This is a genomic window from Microcoleus sp. Pol12B5, assembly GCF_036701335.1.
GTDB lineage: Bacteria > Cyanobacteriota > Cyanobacteriia > Cyanobacteriales > Microcoleaceae > Microcoleus.
In genome coordinates this window covers 32,482-51,185 of the sequence record NZ_JAUBQQ010000017.1, presented here as the reverse complement: position 1 = coordinate 51,185, position 18,704 = coordinate 32,482, and the positions used below count along the sequence as shown (strand labels likewise).

At 47.7% G+C, this 18,704-nt stretch carries 14 protein-coding genes; 7 read left to right on the top strand and 7 right to left on the bottom strand.

The genetic code is table 11. The annotated features are described in order from the left end of the window. Window positions 1-24: 24 nt before the first annotated feature. The gene (locus QUA24_RS27315; protein ID WP_445242605.1) at window positions 25-90 is read left to right on the top strand and encodes an AgrD family cyclic lactone autoinducer peptide; all 66 of its coding nucleotides are present in this window, start codon (window positions 25-27) and stop codon (window positions 88-90) included. Here QUA24_RS27315 and QUA24_RS27310 read toward each other — a convergent pair. Next, the gene (locus QUA24_RS27310; protein WP_445242603.1) at window positions 84-236 is read right to left on the bottom strand and encodes a DUF6883 domain-containing protein; all 153 of its coding nucleotides are present in this window, start codon (window positions 234-236) and stop codon (window positions 84-86) included. The genes QUA24_RS27315 and QUA24_RS27310 overlap by 7 nt on opposite strands. Before the next feature lie 87 nt (window positions 237-323). Beyond that, window positions 324-2,846 carry an EAL domain-containing protein gene (locus QUA24_RS11160; protein ID WP_333229607.1) on the bottom strand — a complete coding sequence of 841 codons (2,523 nt, stop codon included), beginning with the start codon at window positions 2,844-2,846 and terminating at the stop codon, window positions 324-326. 299 nt (window positions 2,847-3,145) lie between these two features. On the opposite strand from QUA24_RS11160, the gene dapB reads away from it, so the two are divergent. The 4 genes from dapB (at window position 3,146) to QUA24_RS11145 (ending at window position 5,489) form a co-directional block, all read left to right on the top strand. Continuing rightward, window positions 3,146-3,973, top strand: coding sequence for a 4-hydroxy-tetrahydrodipicolinate reductase (gene dapB / locus QUA24_RS11155; protein WP_333213001.1), 828 nt, complete (start codon window positions 3,146-3,148; stop codon window positions 3,971-3,973). Between the two features lie 94 nt (window positions 3,974-4,067). Then, window positions 4,068-4,778, top strand: coding sequence for a phosphate ABC transporter permease (locus QUA24_RS11150; RefSeq protein ID WP_242723651.1), 711 nt, complete (start codon window positions 4,068-4,070; stop codon window positions 4,776-4,778). 197 nt (window positions 4,779-4,975) lie between these two features. Further along, a complete protein-coding gene (locus QUA24_RS27305; protein ID WP_445242604.1) occupies window positions 4,976-5,176 on the top strand; it encodes a DUF4160 domain-containing protein in 201 nt (66 codons plus the stop codon). Further along, the gene (locus tag QUA24_RS11145; protein ID WP_333229604.1) at window positions 5,157-5,489 is read left to right on the top strand and encodes a DUF2442 domain-containing protein; all 333 of its coding nucleotides are present in this window, start codon (window positions 5,157-5,159) and stop codon (window positions 5,487-5,489) included. The genes QUA24_RS27305 and QUA24_RS11145 overlap by 20 nt, the downstream gene beginning before the upstream one ends. A gap of 18 nt (window positions 5,490-5,507) precedes the next feature. Here QUA24_RS11145 and QUA24_RS11140 read toward each other — a convergent pair whose 3' ends face one another. From QUA24_RS11140 to QUA24_RS11125, 4 genes are all read right to left on the bottom strand, one after another. Continuing rightward, entirely contained in the window at window positions 5,508-6,131 is a 624-nt protein-coding gene (locus tag QUA24_RS11140; RefSeq protein WP_333152258.1) for a precorrin-8X methylmutase, read from the bottom strand. A gap of 121 nt (window positions 6,132-6,252) precedes the next feature. Then, window positions 6,253-7,059 carry a TPM domain-containing protein gene (locus QUA24_RS11135; protein ID WP_333082425.1) on the bottom strand — a complete coding sequence of 269 codons (807 nt, stop codon included), beginning with the start codon at window positions 7,057-7,059 and terminating at the stop codon, window positions 6,253-6,255. 299 nt (window positions 7,060-7,358) lie between these two features. Then, window positions 7,359-12,833, bottom strand: coding sequence for a WD40 domain-containing protein (locus QUA24_RS11130; RefSeq protein ID WP_333229602.1), 5,475 nt, complete (start codon window positions 12,831-12,833; stop codon window positions 7,359-7,361). 681 nt (window positions 12,834-13,514) lie between these two features. Continuing rightward, entirely contained in the window at window positions 13,515-14,846 is a 1,332-nt protein-coding gene (locus QUA24_RS11125) for a P-loop NTPase fold protein (protein WP_333213125.1), read from the bottom strand. Window positions 14,847-15,184: 338 nt separating this feature from the next. On the opposite strand from QUA24_RS11125, the gene QUA24_RS11120 reads away from it, so the two are divergent. After that, complete coding sequence (locus QUA24_RS11120; protein WP_333163291.1) at window positions 15,185-16,087, top strand: FtsQ-type POTRA domain-containing protein; 903 nt, start codon at window positions 15,185-15,187, stop codon at window positions 16,085-16,087. A gap of 335 nt (window positions 16,088-16,422) precedes the next feature. Beyond that, window positions 16,423-17,697 (top strand): cell division protein FtsZ, encoded by a 1,275-nt coding sequence (gene ftsZ / locus QUA24_RS11115; protein ID WP_333163293.1) that lies wholly within the window; start codon window positions 16,423-16,425, stop codon window positions 17,695-17,697. 176 nt (window positions 17,698-17,873) lie between these two features. Here the strand turns inward: ftsZ and QUA24_RS11110 are convergent, their stop codons facing one another. Next, the gene (locus tag QUA24_RS11110; RefSeq protein ID WP_333229599.1) at window positions 17,874-18,653 is read right to left on the bottom strand and encodes an MBL fold metallo-hydrolase; all 780 of its coding nucleotides are present in this window, start codon (window positions 18,651-18,653) and stop codon (window positions 17,874-17,876) included. Window positions 18,654-18,704: the final 51 nt, after the last annotated feature.

Genomic DNA, 18,704 nt, shown 5'->3' with positions numbered 1-18,704 from the left:
TCAATATCTGTAGAATAACAAGTAATTGCTTCAGCATCAAGAGTTTTAGTTGAAATTTCTGCTAACAGTAAGTCATGGTTTTTTTATTGATTTAATCCTAAACAACCCTGAAATATTACAGCTTTATCGCTACCGAGAGCGTTATCTAAATTAAGAGGATACTCTGTTAATTTTCGAGGAGCGATAACGAGATAGCTGACAATTTTTTCAGGTTTACCTAGCAGTAATTTTAGCACCTAACATATTAGAGAGCTGCTTTGGGAACCCGATGGACTTTTAATTTTAGCTCTAACGTACAATAACTAATAACTAATAACCCACAACTACCACTGCGGATCGGAAGCCATCAAAGCAGTCGCAGCCTCGCTCGGTAACGGCTTAGCAAAAAAATAACCCTGACCATATTCGCAGCCGATCGACCTCAACCTAGCTAATTGTGCCGCCGTCTCCACACCCTCAGCAATCACATCCATACCCAAAGCATGAGCCAGCGCTACAATCGTCCGCACGATCGCCACATTCTCCCCCTCGCTTTCGAGTTCCATCCGCCCCACAAACGACTTATCAACCTTCAAAGTATCCGTAGGAAACCGACTCAAATAACTCAACGACGAATAACCCGTACCAAAATCATCAATTCCCAACTTGACATTTAACGCTTTCATCTGCTTCAAAACCGCGATCGCCGACTCCACATCCTCCATCACCACACTCTCAGTAATCTCCAACTTCAAACTCTCGGCATTCAAACCCGTTGTTTCCAAAATCACCTGAATGCGATCGACCAAATCTGGCTGGGCAAACTGCTTTCCCGACAAATTTACACTCATAATCAAAGCTCGATCAAAACCAAACATTCCCTCCCAAAGCTCCAACTGCCGGCAAGCCTCCTCCAACACCCACTCACCCAGCGGCACAATTGCCCCCGTTTCCTCAGCCACCGGAATAAACTTCATCGGCGAAATCAAACCTCGCAGCGGGTGCTGCCAACGCACCAAAGCCTCAAACCCAATAATCTTCCCGCTTGCCAAAGATACAAACGGCTGGTAATGCAGCAAAAACTCCTGACGCTTGAGGGCCATCCGCAAATCAGTTTCCAACTGCAACCTTTCCACCGCCAAATCGTGCATCGAAGCATTAAACACCTGATACCTTCCCGTTCCCAAAGCCTTCGCCCGGTACATCGCCGTGTGGGCGTCCCGCAGCAAGTGTTCCGGCTGTTCACTGACAGTAGCAGCCGGTTCGCCCCCCAGCGCAATCCCGATGCTTGCCGTCAAAAACACCTCCTGCCCCTTCAACTCAAAAGGCACAATTAAAGCTTGGTGAATTCGAGTGGCCAAATCCACCGCAGTAGCAACATCAACATTCCTCACCAAAATCGCAAAATCATCACCCCCCACCCGCGCCACCGTATCGGCGCGACCAATACTTGTCCTCAACCGCAACACCACCGCCATCAGCAGTTCATCCCCCGCCAAATGACCCAAAGAATCATTAATCACCTTAAACCTGTCTAAATCCAGAAACAGCACCGCAAACAGATAGCTGCGGCGGCCCCTAGTATTGGCGATCGCCCGCCCCAGACAATCCACGAACAAATCCCGGTTGGGCAAACCTGTTAGAGAATCGTGAAAAGCATCGTAAAGCTTCCTGTAAGCACTGACACTCACACCAGTCACAACCAAACCCAAAGTCGGCGACACCAGCGGTATCCACCCACCCCCAGTAAAAATCCCATAACTAATCCCCAACAGTCCCATCAATCCCGCAGCCCCAGCCAATCCCGCCCTCACAGGATGCTGAATCCGCCAAGCCAAAACCCCGCCAATCATCGCCCAAGCACCGTTCCACAAAATTTCCGCCCATTCCGGCCACACCCAAAATAGCGATCGCCCATCCAAAACCGCACTCAATATTTGGCTGAGCATTTGTGCGTGCAGCAACACCCCCGGCATTTTCGGACTTTGCATTTTAACCGGGCTGTAGGGCGTCAAAAACAAATCTCTGGTACTCGGTGCCGTTGTCCCAATCAACACAATCTTGTCCTTAACCCAGCTTGGGTCAATTTCTCCCTTCAATACCTGCCTGATACTGACTTGTCGCGCCACCTCCTTACCAGAACGGTATTTGAGCAGAATTTGGTAGCCTTTGGCGTCGAGATTTGCATAGCCGCCACTGTTAGAAGTTAAAGGCACAAATTCTGCCTTTCCCCAATTGATTTGGTGGGGATGAACAGGGCTATTTTTCTGCTGTACTCTGTCTTTGAGATACAGCAAAGCCACTTGCACAGAAAACGATAAAGCAATCTTTTTGTCGGGTTGCGAGACTGAAAGCAAATTGCGGCGTACAACGCCATCAGGATCGAGCACGAAGTCGTTAAAACCGAGCCGATCGGGCGGTATCCCCGGAGGCGCAGGCACTCCCTGACTTTCTGAATCGCTCAATTTATAGATCGCCACCACATTCGGTGCTTTCAGCGCGGCCAGCAATTCTTCGTGTCCCGGCGGTTGAGGCAAATCCCGGTACAAATCCAAACCGATGACTTTTGGCTGATACTTTTGCAGTTTTGCCAAGGTTTGAGCGATCGCACCGTCGGAAATCGGAAATCTCCCCAAAGCTTGAATATCGGCCTCAGAAATTCCCACTACCAGCAGTCGCGGATCGGGGCCCGAATCTGGCTGCAAGCGCACTAACGAGTCAAAACTCCCCAATTCCAGGCTTTGCAGGCCTCCCAACTGCCGAACTCCCATATTCAGCAGCGTTACAGTCGCGCCCGCAAGCATTGCAGGCAAAATCCTAACCCGTCGGTTTTGAGAACTCAGGTTGAGACCAGTTGCGACAGACATGACATATCGAAGATTTCGAGAGAATTTGGCAGTCACAGAAAAAATATGTCGGTGCAAATTAGCTTTGCAGTCTGTTCTTACAGAATTGAGCTTAATATGAGATTGAATGTAATTTTTTCAGAACTTCTGCCGCCACCGAGTTTCTTTAAGCTAATTACTCGATTTGGCAAAATATTTCTCGAATCTGAACCGGGTTTTGGAAGATTGGCCGACAAATCCTGTCTTTCATTCCTTGTTTACCCAAATTCCCACAAGCGTTAAAATTTAGTCGATCAAACTTTCAGGATATTTTTGAGATTATGGCGAATCAACTTCCGATTCCGGTGATTGTTAACGGTGCTGCAGGCAAAATGGGCCGCGAAGTAATTAAGGCGATCGCCCATGCTAGTGACATGACCTTATTTGGAGCTGTAGACCGCTCTCAGTCGTGCCTCAACGCCGATGCCGGCGAAGTAGCCGGATGCGGCCCGTTAGAAGTTCCCATCACTGACGACTTGCAAGGAATGCTGGTATTAGCAGCTCAGGAAAAGCAGTTAGGAGTGATGGTAGATTTTACGCACCCTTCGTCTGTTTATGAAAACGTGCGATCGGCTATAGCTTACGGGATTCGCCCCGTAGTCGGCACTACCGGATTGAGCAGCAAGCAAATTGAAAACTTAGCTGAATTTGCTGATAAAGCGAGCACAGGGTGTTTGATCATACCCAATTTCTCGATCGGCATGGTTTTGCTCCAACAAGCCGCCGTCACGGCATCTCAGTATTTTGAACACGTAGAAATTATCGAGCTGCACCACAATCAAAAAGCCGACGCTCCCAGCGGTACGGCAATTCAAACTGCCCAAATGTTAGCAGAGATGGGAAAAACTTTCAATCCTCCAGAAGTTGAGGAAACCGAAAAATTAGCCGGAGCTCGAGGTTCACTGGCGGATGAAGGGATTCGCATTCACAGCATCCGTTTACCCGGTTTAATTGCCCACCAAGAGGTAATTTTTGGCGGCGCCGGTCAAGTTTATACTTTACGACACGATACTAGCGATCGCGCTTGTTATATGCCCGGAGTCTTGCTGTCTATACGCAAAGTCATTGAATTGCGATCGCTCGTTTACGGTCTGGAAAAAATCTTGTAGGTAATTGGTAATTGGTAATTGGTAATTTGTTACTACTGCCAACTGCCAACTGCCAACTGCCAACTGCCAACCGCCAACTGCCAACTGACTAATTATGCTAATTCCATTAACCCGCGAAACCTTTCAAGAACTAATTCCCGCCGTCGCCACGGGAGCGCAATATAAATATATCTGGGGAAAACCGCCCGATTTTTTGAGGCGAATGTTAATCTCTGCCGTCACCGTAGTTTTCCTCCTGGTAGTTTATAACTTCGTCGGTTCCGATGTCGGGCCGCTAGTTTTAATCACCGGATTGATAGCTGGTTTGTACTGGCTGTGGGGGCCGATTTTGTGGGCGAGTTTGCGGAATGCAGAATGCCGCAAATATCAATACTGCGGTTTTTGGCAAGGACGAGTTTTGGATATATATATTACAGATGAAGTCACAAGTCAAGAAGAAACAGTCAATCAAAAAGGACAACTCGTAATAGTTGACAACCTAGAACCACGAATCAACTTAGAAGTTGGCGACAAAACCGGATTTACTACTACACTTCGAGCTCCATTGCGGAAAGATCATCAAGGAATTGTCCCCGGCCAAGCTGCTTTAATGTTAATTATGTCAAATCAAGAAGATTTAGGCAGAATTGCCAAAGTTTCAGATATTTATATTCCCAGCCGTGACGTGTGGGTGAGCGACTATCCTTATCTGCGTAGGGATTTGTTTGTAGAGATGAGCCAGCAAATTAAAAAAGGTAGGAAAAAAGACCGCGATCGCACTAATCAAAGCAGAGATGTAAAAAGGCGATCGCCCGCTGATTATTAATATTGATAGTAAGCTGTTTAGCATTTAAACTGCGTATTTCAGAGCCTGAAACCCTTTACTGGCCTAGATAGCCTCTGAGATTTAAATGGTGAACAGCTTAGCCACAAATTCAAGAGCAAATGCAGGTTAAAATTCTGACAAAATTCACAAGATAGCGGCTAATGCCTGCGGTTTTTTAGGTTAGCCCCTACAGTTTCATCTTTTTTAGTTCCGATCGAGGCGAACCCGCCCACATTCATGTTACGCGCGATCGGCAACTTGCCAAATTTTGGATGAATCCTGTATCTCTAGAAAAAAATATAGGCTTCAAAGAGCATGAATTAAACCAGATTGCTCGTCTTATAGAGGAATATGAACAAATATTGTTGGAGGCTTGGCATGACTACTTTGATCCTTGAAACAGAACCCCTCGTAATTAAAGTCACGGTGACAGATGAAAAAGTAATTGTGGACTTAGTTGATGGTCGCAGTTTGAGTGTTCCCTTAGCTTGGTATCCCCCTTTGTTGCACGGTACCCCGGAGGAAAGACATAATTGGCAGCTACTTGGAGATGGTTATGCCATTGAATGGGTTGATTTAGACGAACATATTGGAGTTGGAGGTTTGCTAGCCGGTCGACGCAGCAGTGAAAGTCAACGATCGTTTGAAAGTTGGTTAATTAACCGCAAGACTGATCTAAATAATCCAGAACGACTAATAACTAATAACTAATGACTGCTGACTTGTCGATCAACTGTTTCCCTCTTGCCCATAAGCTTGCCAAGCCAAATCCACCAGCCCGTTAACAATAGCCACAGCCACCACCGCAGAACCCTTGCGGCCCTCAATCCGAATGTGAGGAATCATCGAATCGTGCAGCCGTGACTTAGCCACGTCAACCCCCACAAACCCAGAAGGAGTCCCAATCACCAAAGCCGGTCGAATTTCCTCCGATTCAATCAAATCCACGATCGCCGACAAAGCAGTTTGAGCCTGGCCCACCACAAAAATCCCTTCAGGATAGCGTCTTGCCAAAGTTTCAATCCCCCAAGCCGCCCGCGTCCTTTCCTTTTGGGGGCGTGTCAAAGCCTCCATCGAACAGTAAACCGGATTCGCAAAGGTACTTTGGATTTGTGGCGTAATGCCCACCTGCACCATCGGCACATCTACCACGATCGTAGTTCGAGCAGCCAAAGCCGCCGCCCCAGCCTGCAAAGCCTGATCGGAAAAACTAATTAAAGACTTGTACTCAAAATCAGCAGTAGCATAAATCACGCGGCGGACTATTTCGTACTCCGCCGCGGAAAAACCGTGGTCGCCAATTTCGTTATCGATTAATCCCAGACTCTGGGCATCGCTTACGTGCCATTCCATTTGTTGGATAGCTGTCGCCTCTGAGTTGTCAGGTATCAGCTTACCAGCTTTTAGTCATTTGTTGACTGGTGAGTAACATCTACCAACTGCCAACTGCCAACTGCCAACTGCCAACTGAAAACTAAGTTTCCGACGATGAAGAAGATTTGCCCAACACCGGAGTCAGGAATGCCACCAAAACTCCGATCGCAAAACCAGCCACATTCCGAACCACAGGCAACCAGTCAGAAGTCCGAGTCACCACCGGCCCAAGTCCGAAGGCGAAAAACAGAATGCCCCACAGCGGCGAAAAAATCAGCGCCCACTGCCAAGCCACAACCTGTCCCGGCTTCCGAGGTTGAGCCGCAAACCCGCAGATGACGCCGCCAACCACCGAGGTAATTAACGTCAGAACCCACTGTTCCCTCGGCAAACCGGGAACCACGCGGCATCCGCCCTGACGCAAACAGCCTTCTATCGACTCCAAAGATTCAATAATTGCTCGATCTTCCCCATTGTCCCGCACAAAAAATTGATTACCGTAGCGGGTTTGCAGTTCCACCCAAAAAGTGCGAGGCAGCAGCGGATACAGCGAGTCGCCCACATTAAAATTGAGCAAATTGCCCCCTCGGGGGTCAGCAACTAGCAACACACTCTTGTCATCTAGCCCCCAATAGCTTTTGACAGCCAAACCGGGCGTGCGATCGTACTGAGTCAGCACTCGCAGTTTCCAGCCGGTTTCGGCTTCAAATGCCTTTAAATTTTTTGCCAAATTTTGTTCTTCAATATCTGTGAGGGCTTTAGCTAAATCAATGATCGGCGTCTGAGTTGACGGCAACAAATCGGGATTATTGAAAGCGTGGGCTGCTGGTGCGATCGTCCACACGGACAAAGCCAGACAAAATGCGACAACAGATGCTAGAAATTTTCGCGGGAAAAGCTGTGACATAGGAACTTATAATCCGGGTCTTAATTGTGAATGCTAGCTGGTGGTCTTAACCAGAGGATAAGAGAAAACTCATATTTCTTTACAATTATTTACTTTACAGGAAGCCGAGAGCAAGGGGAAGGAAAAAATAGTTTTTGAGAAAGGGGGAGGGGGAGGGGGGGAGAGAGGGAGAAAGTAGCGATCGAGCTCATCAAGGGGGTGAGTAAAATCTAAAATGCACTGAATCCCCCAATCGAAAATCTAAAATCGAAAATCTAAAATCGACTGAATCCCCCAATCGAAAATCTAAAATCGAAAATCTAAAATCGATTTGGTTTTGCCCCAACCCCCTCACAAAGACCCCGATCGCGATCGCTCACATTAGGATTAGTTCTCAGATAATCCCCCACCCAGTCGCAGCCCCTCACCAACAAATCATCAAGATCCAAATTCCACAAAATCACCCGATTATCTCGGCCCGCAGAAGCCAGAACCTTCCCATCCGGGCTAAAACTCACGCTCATCACGCTATCCTTGTGACCCGTCAAAGTTTTCAGCAAAGTCCCGCTGCGACTCCAAAGCTTCACCTTATGATCGTAACTACCCGAAGCAACCAACAAACCATCCGGGCTAAAACCCACGCTAGTCACGCTGTCGCTAGAACCCTTCAGCAGCGTCGCCACCAAAGTCCCATCTACCTTCCACAATTTCACCGAATTGTCGTAACCAGCCGAAGCCAGCATTTTGCCATCAGGGCTAAAAGCAACCCCCAACACAAAACTGTTGTGAGCTCCTTCAAAAGTTCTCAGCAAACGACCATCCCGATTCCAGAGTTTGAGAGTACCATCATCGCTGGCAGAAGCCAGCATCGAGCCGTCGGGACTGAAAGTCACCCCAGTCACCCAGCCTGTGTGTCCCGTCAAAGTCTTAATCAGCCTGCCGTTTCTAGTCCAGAGTTTCACAGTCTTATCCTTGCTAGCCGTTGCCAGAACCTCGCTATCGGGGCTAAAACTCACGCTCATCACGCTATCGGCGTGGGCGTCGAGAGTGAACAGCACAGAAGGCGAACACGGGAATAGCGGAGCCGAAGGACAAGGCAGAATATTATTCATGCCATCTTCTGTCAAACTCCAGACTTTCACCGTTTTGTCGTAACTCCCAGAAGCAAGTAGCTGGCCGTCGAGGCTGAAACTGACGCTGGCGACTCTCTGAGTGTGTCCTTCCAAGGTTTCTAGCAAAACTCCCGTGCGACTCCAGAGTTTGATAGTTTTGTCCGTAGAAGCAGAAGCCAGCCTTTGGCCGTCGGGGCTAAAAGTAACGCCTTGCACCCGGTTTTGGTGTCCGTCGAGGGTTTTGAGCGGCACGTCATCGAGTCGCCACAGCCTGATAGTTTTGTCAAAACTTGCCGAAGCCAAGGTTTTGCCTTCCGGGCTAAAACTCACCTGAGTAACTCGATCGGCGTGTCCCTCAAAAGTTCTCAGTAAGCGACTCTCTGGTTTAATGTTGCTAGCATCGGTTGGGCGTTTGTCGCCAACACCAGCAAGATTCCAGAGTTTGACAGTTCCGTCTGCACTTCCCGAAGCAAGTGTTTGACCATCGGGGGAGAAACTGACACCAAATACCCACTTGCTGTGTCCCCGCAAAGTTGTTAGCAGTTCACCTTTTTTAGCTGGTGTTGAATTTTCTGTTGGTGGGTGTTTGAGTGCAGCGATGCTCCAGATTTTTACAGTTTTATCTTCACCCGCACTGGCGATCGTTTCACCATCGGGGGAGAAACTGACGGTGTAAATTTTCGAGGGTTGTTTGTTTTCGCTGTGCCATAAATTAGCGATCAACCGGCCGTCAGAACTCCACAGTTTCACAGTACCGTCATCGCTCGCCACAGCGATTATTTTGCCGTCGCGGCTGAAGCTTAGCCAATTTACGGGAGCAAATTGTTCGATCGTTCGCAGCAGCGTGCCATCGGTTTTCCAAAGTTTGATAGTTTTGTCTGTAGAGCCACTGGCGATCGTTTGACCGTCCGAGCTAAAAGCAACGCTGGTAACGCTATTAGTATGCCCTTTGAAAGTTGCCAGCAAACTGCCGTCATTTTGCCAAATTTTGACAGTTTTATCTAAACTTGCCGAGGCTATGCTTTTGTTATCGGGACTGAACGCCACACAGGAGACACTGTTAGTGTGGCCTTTGAAAGTTGCCTGCAAACTGCCGTCGCGCCGCCAAAGTTTGACTGTTTTATCTACACTGGAAGAAGCTATTGTTTCGCCGTCTGGACTGAAGCTAAGACCCCAAACTACATCGCCGTGTCCTTCCAAGCGGTTGCGTTCTTTAACTCCATAAACTGCCTGCTGCAGGGCGGCAGAAATCAGAATTTCGGTGTCTTTGAGAGTAGACATTTGTTGGGAGTGTTCGATCTGTTTCCACTTTTTACCAGCTCTCAAACTTTCCATCATGGCGTCAAATTTGTTGTTTGAGAAATAAAGTGCTTCAGAAGCGGCTGTCAGGGTACTGATTTCCGCTCGCTGAGTTTGAGCGACAGCTAGCTGTTTTTGACCCACAGCCCGCCACCAAAAGTTTACGGCGGCGATGGTGGAACTGGTTAGCAGCATGACGCCGATCACTGCTAATCCCAGCAGTTGTTTGAGAAAAGTATTGGCTCGGTAGAGCTGTACTTGACTCATTTTTTTGTCTGCTTCTGCTTTGTGCAGTCTGGCTTCTAAGCCGAATCTTTGGCGGATCGGTCGCACTAAATAGTCGTGTACTAATTGATAGCGGTCTTCGGGCGCTTCCCGTAGCAGAAATAGCAAACCATGACCAACTAAAATGTCTAAAATTAAGTCGAGGTTGTCGGTTTTATTTGGTAGGCTTTCAGGGTCTTTGGCGAACTGTCGCTGTAGGGAAATTCTGTTTCTGCCGATCGCCGATAATTCGGTTTCGCGGGCATCGACTGGCTGCTGACCTGTAACTAACGAGAGTTCGTGTTTGGTTTTTATCAGTCTAACGCCTCTTTCATCTGTCAGAGAAAACAAGATTTTCCAAGCTGCGTCTTCGTTAACTGGTCCACAGTCAGAGATGACTCTTTCGAGCGATCGTTTCACTAATTCCGCTTTGGGATTGTCCCCCAACTGCTGGTATTGTGCTAGACTGGTAATACCTTCTTCTTGCAGTTGCGCTCCTACTACCTGCAATTCGATTGGTCGCACTTCTTGCAGTTCGTCTGCTAAATCTTCTACGAAGGCATCGATCAGTGCCGGCTCTAAATAAAATTCTGCCCGTTCTGTTAAGTGTCCGATGACAGCCCGCGCGTCTTTGATAGAAAAACTCCGCAGTTGGTAGCGGATGCTTTTGTCGAGAATATTATTGTTAATAGCATCAAGATTTGGGAAGCGATCGCAATCTAGTAAGTAGTGCAAATAATCTTCGCGCAAGCACAGAATTATTTTGACATAAGGCAAATTCAAAAACAAACGCAAAAAATTATAAAAAAGTTGTCTTTGTGCCACTGAAGTCGAAACAAAGAAAAACTCTTCAAATTGATCGAAAATCAGCACAGTCAACAAATTATTTGTGGCATTTTCGCGCAACTGCTCTATAATAAAAGAAGAGACTTCCGAGCTGCGAGCAGGAATAACCGAGCAACTTCTTTTGTGGATTTCCTGTAGTCCTTTCGAGATTAATTTACTTTCCTCTTCGGCTTGTTTGTCGTACAGTGCGCTGTTCAAAGCATTTTCTAACTCTACCAACCAGTCGGTGTAAACTTTGACTACTACGGGCAATGTATCGCGCGCGCCCGGAGTAATATTTTTCAAAGCTGGTACTAAGCCGGCATTGACTAGAGAACTTTTCCCGACTCCGCTGGGCCCGTGAATAATAGTTAATTTATGGTCGTCCCTGCTAATTCTTTCTAGCAAGCTATTGATATCTGTTTGCCGCGAGTAAGCTGTCATGGAGGCTGCGATGGCAGCTTGGTTTTGAGCTGAGGGGCCTGAAGGATTGACCGCTTGGCGCTGCTGCTGCAATTGGCTGGCTCCGATAAAAGCTCTAAATCCGTATTGATATTCGATCGAACGCTGGGTTTTTTTAATCCGAAACGCTTTAAGATACTCTCCCTGCTCGAAATAAACCGCTTGCAATTCCGTCAAAATATCGATGTAAAGTCGGGGGTCGTACTTCGGCTCGCTTTGAGATTGAGCCAACTCCAAAGAATGAACCGCGGCTTCCCACTGCCCTAGCTGTCGCAAACTTCTGGCTAAAAGTAAAAGATACGAACTCCTGTCGGATTTGGGATGTTGGATTTTAGATTTGGGTTCGTTACTTAACTCGTTAGAACCCACAATTTCTGGATAATTTCCCTCAAAGCCCAATCTCAAATCTTCAATCAACAATCTCAAATCATTAGGCGTTTGATCCAAAATCGCCAAAGCCAACTCGGCTAGTTGGCGGGCTTGACTCCACCTCGACTCTTGCAGGGCAACTTCAGCCAAAAAGCCGTAATCTTGAGCTAGTTGGCTGGGAGTACCGTAAGTGAAGTGCAACTGCAAAGAATTTTCAGCTAATGCTTGCAACTCTCCCCAAGCTTTCAGGCGCTGCAGCACTTCTCCGAGGTGTGCTGTCACCTCAGCTACCAATTCCGGGCGTGAGGCAAGGGAGAAAGCGTTTCTAGATTTTTCCAGGCTAATCCACGCTTGTTCCCAGTGCTGGCGGTTGGCTACCGGGTTTCTGGCTGCTTGTAAGCGGTGACACAGGGCTATGTGAAACAGCACTATGCCTTCTCTCTCTAAAAATAAAATTTTGGGGACAGGATTCGACAAGGAGGAGAAGGTTTCTGGGTTTTCGGAATGTTCCAAGTTTGCTAGTTCCCAGTTGCCCGTTTTCTGCTGCCAAAATACTAAACTTTCTTGGTAGTGAATTAAGGCAGTTTCGGTTTGGTCGCTGACATAGTAATCTCGACCGAGAACGAATTGCAGGCTGGCTTTGAGGGCGGGTTCTAATTCTTCACCGCGATTTTGTAAATCTCTTAAAGCTAATTCTAGTTCTCGGCGTGGCAAAGAGCCGATCGCCAAATCGAAGGTATTGCCCGGACTCAATGGCGAATACGAGTGGACATCTGATTGTCGTGGGTTTTGGGGCCCTGAGTTAAAAGTTAGAAAGCGTTCTCCGGGGCTGAGTTCGCGCTCCATGTCGCGTTTTTCGCACGGGGTGTCGCAGGTTTCACAATTAGCGATGGTGCTGACGTTGCTGCTGGCGAGTTCTTGATTGAGTTCGCCTATTTTAAATATAGTATCGGCCCGCCTAGCGAGGAAATTAATTAATTCGTCAACGCCCATTTCAAATTTAATTGTGGCGGCGGCCCAACTTTTGAAATCCGGGGCCAGACGAATCATTTTGGTCACGATGTCATCTGTTACCCACAAAATCACTGGGCAGGAAAAATTTTTGCGAAATTCGTCTCGCACTTGATTGGTAGAAGCCATCAGTTCGTCGATCGCTACTACTGTTTCTAAACCGAATACCATCAAAGCCGAGGCGGCACCGACACGCGAGTACCCCTCCTGGAAAGTGCTTGCCTGCAGAGTAGTATAAAGGGTTTTAACTGAAGGTGGCAGGACGATATCTTGAATTGGAACTGGGGACACTTCTCGCAGCCGCTGCGCTATTTGTTGTCGCAACTGCTCGTAGTTGCAGCGCACCAAAATTAGCGAGAATTGGTGTTGAGACATTGTGATTGACCTGACCAGAGTTTTGAGCGATCGCTCGTTGTAGTTGGCAGTTTCTTGTACCTTAATTAGATCGGTCATGCGTGCACCTCTTTTGCATTAATCAATTACCTAACGCTCGCCAATCGTGACTGAAAGCGTATATACTTAGACAGCGCCGTCTCTGTATGACGCCTTATCTCTGTATAAGTACGTAGTTTTTCCTACTTCTTTTATCAATACTTACATAGTTATTAGATCCAATGTAAAGATATCATACCTCTCAATCTCAGAGAATGCTAGACTTCCCAATAAAATTTTAAGGTTATCTTAGATATTTTTATTCAGCTATACATAAAATACTACAGATCATAAATAGCCAACTGCTAAGTTCACGATCATACCGACGGCTAGCTATTAGTAAACAACTCCGATATATCTGTAGCAGGCATTTAACACAACCGCAAAAAAATGTCGTCCGGGATGGGATTATGTGAAATTAAGAGCAACAGGTAAAAACAGACATAGGGGGTATGACATTGCAGATATGAGAGTTGAGAGTGGGGAAAGTCCTTAGTGGCGGCAAGGTTGTACACGACAATAACATTCACCGCCTATAGCCAGCATTCAACAGAAATCAGCCAGTGGCAAAAACCGCTGACTGATTTCTTTATTAAATTGTAAGATTTCGGAGTTGTGAGCGATGAATTTTCAGTTAAATACTTTCTAATTCCCCTGTGGTTAAGGGTTCTTAGAGTCACGAAGCTATCTCAAACATCCCAACTATTTTGCTTCAGTGCGCTGCAGCCACTCCTTATATTTTCTGGTTTCTGCTAGGGCTGGATTAATCCCAAACCAACGACCTTCTTGATCGCGGTATTCAAAGACAAACATACTTCGCAACAAGATTTGAGACTCTTCTTCGCCGGTTACACTTTGTCGCTTGACGACTTGAAACAGCAATTCCCATTCCAGGTCATTGATGGCTCCCAAAAGGTCATCGCGATATTCTTGAATGACGCTTTCGAGGCATTCGCGAGAGAAGGGAGGGTCTTCATGCTGCAAACAGCTATACAAAAGCATCAGTAGATTGCGAACGTGACCGCCACTAATCCGACAAAGCCGATCTAAAGTTTCGGGAGAGTCAAACACCTGGGAAATCAAATCAATGCGTTGATCGGGAGCAACTTTCGGGAAAGCTCTAGCTAATACTAGCTGCCGCAGCAGTGCCATTCCTTCGAGGTGGTCTTCGCCCGATCGCACTTGCACTGGTACCATCGGCATCACCTTGGGTTTGACTCCAAATCGACTGGCGAGGCGGCCGAAGTCGTTGGAAAAAATCAAAGTCAGGGGAATCGTGTAGACGACATGGCAATTAAGTTTTTTCAACTGTTCGCCGCGGTCTAAAAACAAGTATTCTGGCTGGGTGCGTCCGCTGGGTTTGAGGGAGGCGTCGAGGCGATCGAGGTTGTCAACGATGACTGCGAGCCCTTTTTTGCCTTGCTGCTTGAGTTCGGCGTTAGCTTTGTTGAGGAGTTCTTCGTTGATCGACTGCAAAATGCTGTTGGTGCGGGGTTCGAGATATTGCCTAAGTTGCGATCGCAGTTTGGGAGAGTCTTTAGTTTTAGCAGTCACTCTAGCAATGCCTACAGATAACTCGGCTTCCGCGGACAAATCTATGGGAGTCTGCAAAAATTCTGCCACTTCTGCAAACAGATTGGTGAAATAGCTCGGTCTGAGTTTGATTTTAGCGGATTCCATAGTTTCGCTGACTTGGCGCGCAATGCTCAGCAAAATATCGCTGATATCTACATCACCCATGTCTAAGTCTTGGGAAGACTCGAAGTAGACGACGCAAAAACCCTCTTGCTCTAACTCAGCTTTTAGTCGAAACAATTCCGTAGATTTGCCACAGCCGATATGTCCTGTAAATAGCTGACAGGTTGGCTCGTTGGGGGAGATGCGGGTAATGGTTCGCTGTAAAGATTCAATGATTTTGCCGCCACGCACGGAACCAAAATCAATGTAGTATTGATAATCCCCTGGGTCTCCCGCAACAAGGGTCTTGCTGGGGTTGCAGGCTTTATAGAATCTGTCTAATTCGAGTGCGATCACAATGGAAGCCGAATAAAAGTTAAAAAAGTTAATCGAAAGTCTAAACTTTCTTTAGTTGAGTTTAGTTTGATTTGTAACCTTTTGCCCTGTGGGGTAATGCCCTAAATACCCAAAGAACCTTGATCTGGTAAGGGGTTTTCCCGGCGCTGGAATTGAGAATTTTTAATTAATAATTTTTTATTACTGAGCGGGATCAGTGATATTACTGATATCAACAGGAGTATGGGTAAATTTGCGGGGATCTGGTTAAATGGTAGGGGAAAACAGGGTTCAAGAGAAAGAGATTAAACAGTTTTGAATTTGTGCTAATCCTTAATTCCTATATTGTCAAGACGTAGATGGCTAGTTTTGGAGCGGTTTCTCAAACAGAGTTAGGGCGCAGGCGCCAAAAGTTGCGGCAGCAGAGACGCGCTCGATTGGCGGCTGTTGTGTGGCAAATGCTGGCAGCTAGCGCAATGGCTGGGGGTTTGCTGTGGTGGATTGCTCAGCCGGCTTGGTTAATTGCCCGATCGGAACAAGTGAAGGTGGAGGGCAATCAGTGGCTATCGGATAAGGCGGTGCGGTCTTTGGTGCCGCTGTCTTACCCGCAGTCATTGTGGGGGATTCAACCGCAGGCCCTGGCCGAAAAGCTGGAGTCAACGGGGCCCATCGCCAAAGCGAAGGTGACTCGTAACTTGTTTCCGCCGAGTTTGACTATAGAAGTGGCAGAACGCCTGCCGGTGGCCGTGGCGCAGCCGACGGCGGTGTTGAGATCGAACAGTGAGAAGGAAAAAGTGGGGTGGCTGGATGCTCGCGGAGGTTGGATGCCGTCGGATAGTTATACTGCTGTACGATCGCAGAATAGTTCGATCGGGCCCGGCAGCATTCCGGGAACGCAGCCTCAGCGTTCTTTGCCCACTTTAAAAGTCATCGGGCCTTTGGAACAGTATCGCGCCTCTTGGCAGAAGTTTTACCAAGGACTCAGCGGCTTGACGGTGAAAGTGTTTGAGATTAATTGGCAAAACCCGAACAACTTGATCTTGAAAACAGAGATCGGTACCGTACACTTAGGGCCCTACAGTTCCAAGACTGCGGAGCAACTTAAGGTTTTAGACCGAATGCGACAATTGCCAAAACAGCTAGATTCAAGCAAAATAGCCTACATTGACTTGAAAAATCCTGCTTCGCCGATCGTCCATTTGCCAGAACTCCCCCCCAGTTTGGAGAGTTCCACTCCCGCACCCACTCGCGCCCAGAATTGATTTTCTGTCAACAGAAGCTAGAAGGTATCGATCGATAGGCAGAATTGTTGCCCACCAGGATCGATACGCAGGGCTTCAAATCAGCACAGTTTTTGGATAGCGCTCCGCGTCTGGGGCTAGTATCCATTTTTTTTCCTTCTGCCTTGCTTACAATTGCCTTAATCCGGTCAAGTACCTGGAGGGCGTCAAGCGAGGTCTCGGCTAGCGAGGCCGGCAAAATCCGAGATTGCTAACATTAAGCATCGATCAGTGTTAGTTTTTCACGCAACTTAGCCTATAGTTGATTGTGAATTGGCGTTTAGTTAAAAAGCTGTAATCTACTATCCCCGACTCTAATGAAGCTTAATAATAGACAGGGGTCTGACCAAGACAGTCCCCCTTCGGAAGAAGTAAAAAATTTTCCGGTGGCTGCAGATTCCGCCAATCCCTTTAGACGCAAGTCTGGTTATGTAAATGTAGATAGTATTGATATCGATCCTATGGTCAATCCCAAAGACATAATGCCCAGCAGTGCTGCCAAAATCAAAGTAATTGGCGTCGGCGGCGGTGGGGGCAACGCCGTTAACCGGATGATTGCCAGCGAGGTTTCTGGTGTCGAGTTTTGGTGTGTGAATACAGATTCCCAAGCTCTGGTTCTCTCAAATGCTCCGAAACGCTTGCAAGTCGGACAGAAGTTGACGCGCGGTTTGGGGGCAGGGGGCAATCCGGCGATTGGTCAAAAGGCTGCGGAGGAATCTCGCGACGAGGTTGCTAATGCTCTGAATCATGCGGATTTGGTATTTATCACAGCCGGCATGGGCGGCGGTACGGGCACGGGCGCGGCTCCGATCGTGGCTGAGGTGGCTAAGGAAATGGGCGCCTTGACTGTGGGCATAGTGACGCGGCCTTTTACGTTTGAGGGACGGCGGCGCACCAGCCAAGCTGAGGAAGGAATCGCGGCTTTGCAAACCCGCGTTGATACGCTGATCGTAATTCCTAACGACAAGCTGCTGTCTGTGATTTCGGAACAAATGCCGGTACAAGAGGCTTTTCGAGTTGCTGATGATATCCTGCGCCAAGGGGTTCAGGGTATTTCTGACATTATTACTATTCCCGGTTTGGTGAATGTTGACTTTGCTGACGTGCGGGCAGTAATGGCTGATGCGGGTTCGGCTTTGATGGGCATCGGTGTGGGTTCTGGCAAGTCGCGGGCTAGGGAGGCTGCGATGCAGGCTATTTCTTCGCCTCTGCTGGAAGCTTCGTCTATTGAGGGCGCTAGAGGTGTGGTGTTTAACATCACTGGCGGTACTGACATGACGCTGCACGAGGTGAATGCGGCGGCTGAGACGATTTACGAGGTTGTCGATCCGAATGCCAATATTATTTTTGGAGCGGTGATTGACGAGCGGCTTCAGGGCGAAATTAAGATTACTGTGATCGCTACTGGTTTTTCGGGAGAAATTCCGGCGCCTCCGACTCCGGGGCGGACGCAAAATGTTAATGCTCCTTGGCGGGCTGCAACTGCGCCGACAACTCCTGCTCAACAGACGCCTGATCCGAAAGCGAAACCGCCGCAGGATTTGGGATTGGATATTCCTGAGTTTTTGCGTAACCGTCGCCCACCAAGATGATTTTAGATTTTAGATTTTAGATTGGGGATTTTGGGATTTTAGATTGGGGATTTTGGATTTTAGATTGGGGATTTGGCATTGAATCTCCAATCTCCCATCTAAAAAATCGAAAATATCGAGCATCTAAAATCTAAAATCTAAAATATCGAGCATCTAAAATCTAAAATCTAAAAAATCTAAAATCTAAAATCTAAAATTTCCAGGGTTTGGCCTGGTTCGGGTTCGAGGAGTTGGGTGGAGAGGCCGGATTTTGCTAGTAAATCGCGAAATTCGGGAATGCTGCCGATCGATCGCACTAACATTGGTAAAATGCCTGTGGCTCGGATGTCTCCCGCCGCTGTAGGCAGAAAAAACCGAGGTTTGAGAGTTTGGGCGAGGCGGAGGGCTTCATCTGGCCCGATAATGACTTGTCCGAGGAATGGGAAGATTTGACCGATGACTGGGGCGATCGCTACGTCTACTGTGTCTATTTTCTGTTTAACTTTGTCTAATGGTGGCAGGTGCGGTTCGTAATAAAGTGTCTCGCCGCGGCTTAAATCTTTGAGCAAATAGCCGTTTTCTTCCTGTCCCGGCCCGATTTCGGCTCCGGGTACGGCGGTAATTTGTAACTTTTCTTTAAAATTTAACTCTTGCCAATTTGCTAAAGATGTGATATTGGTGTAGCCTAAACTTCTGAGGACTTTGGTGGCGGTGGGTGAGGCGATCGCGGGAATTGTGCGATCGAGCTGTTCGAGTGTTGGTCTGTGACAGTGGTCGTCTAATCCTTGGGAAATTAGGATGAGGTCGATCGGCGGTAAGCTGCTGGGAGTGAAGGCGACGGGGGTGTTGTGGTAGGCGGTGAACAGCCAGGGTTGACCGTAAAATACGAGGGGATCGACCAGCCAGGGATCGACGAGGATTGTTTGGCCGGCGATGTGGAAGATCCAAGAGTTGAGGTCGATTCGGGTGATTTTCACAGTTGTTTGCAATAATTCTTTACATTTGTTTTAATCATAGCTAATTTTGTT

Excerpts from the sequence above, each read along its gene's own strand:
- QUA24_RS11135 (WP_333082425.1), bottom strand. The coding sequence starts at position 7,059 with ATGTCACAGCTTTTCCCGCGAAAATTTCTAGCATCTGTTGTCGCATTT.
- dapB (WP_333213001.1), top strand. The coding sequence starts at position 3,146 with ATGGCGAATCAACTTCCGATTCCGGTGATTGTTAACGGTGCTGCAGGC.
- QUA24_RS11145 (WP_333229604.1), top strand. The coding sequence starts at position 5,157 with ATGACTACTTTGATCCTTGAAACAGAACCCCTCGTAATTAAAGTCACG.
- QUA24_RS11150 (WP_242723651.1), top strand. The coding sequence starts at position 4,068 with ATGCTAATTCCATTAACCCGCGAAACCTTTCAAGAACTAATTCCCGCC.
- QUA24_RS11140 (WP_333152258.1), bottom strand. The coding sequence starts at position 6,131 with ATGGAATGGCACGTAAGCGATGCCCAGAGTCTGGGATTAATCGATAAC.
- QUA24_RS11160 (WP_333229607.1), bottom strand. The coding sequence starts at position 2,846 with ATGTCTGTCGCAACTGGTCTCAACCTGAGTTCTCAAAACCGACGGGTT.
- ftsZ (WP_333163293.1), top strand. The coding sequence starts at position 16,423 with ATGAAGCTTAATAATAGACAGGGGTCTGACCAAGACAGTCCCCCTTCG.
- QUA24_RS11130 (WP_333229602.1), bottom strand. The coding sequence starts at position 12,833 with ATGACCGATCTAATTAAGGTACAAGAAACTGCCAACTACAACGAGCGA.
- QUA24_RS11120 (WP_333163291.1), top strand. The coding sequence starts at position 15,185 with ATGGCTAGTTTTGGAGCGGTTTCTCAAACAGAGTTAGGGCGCAGGCGC.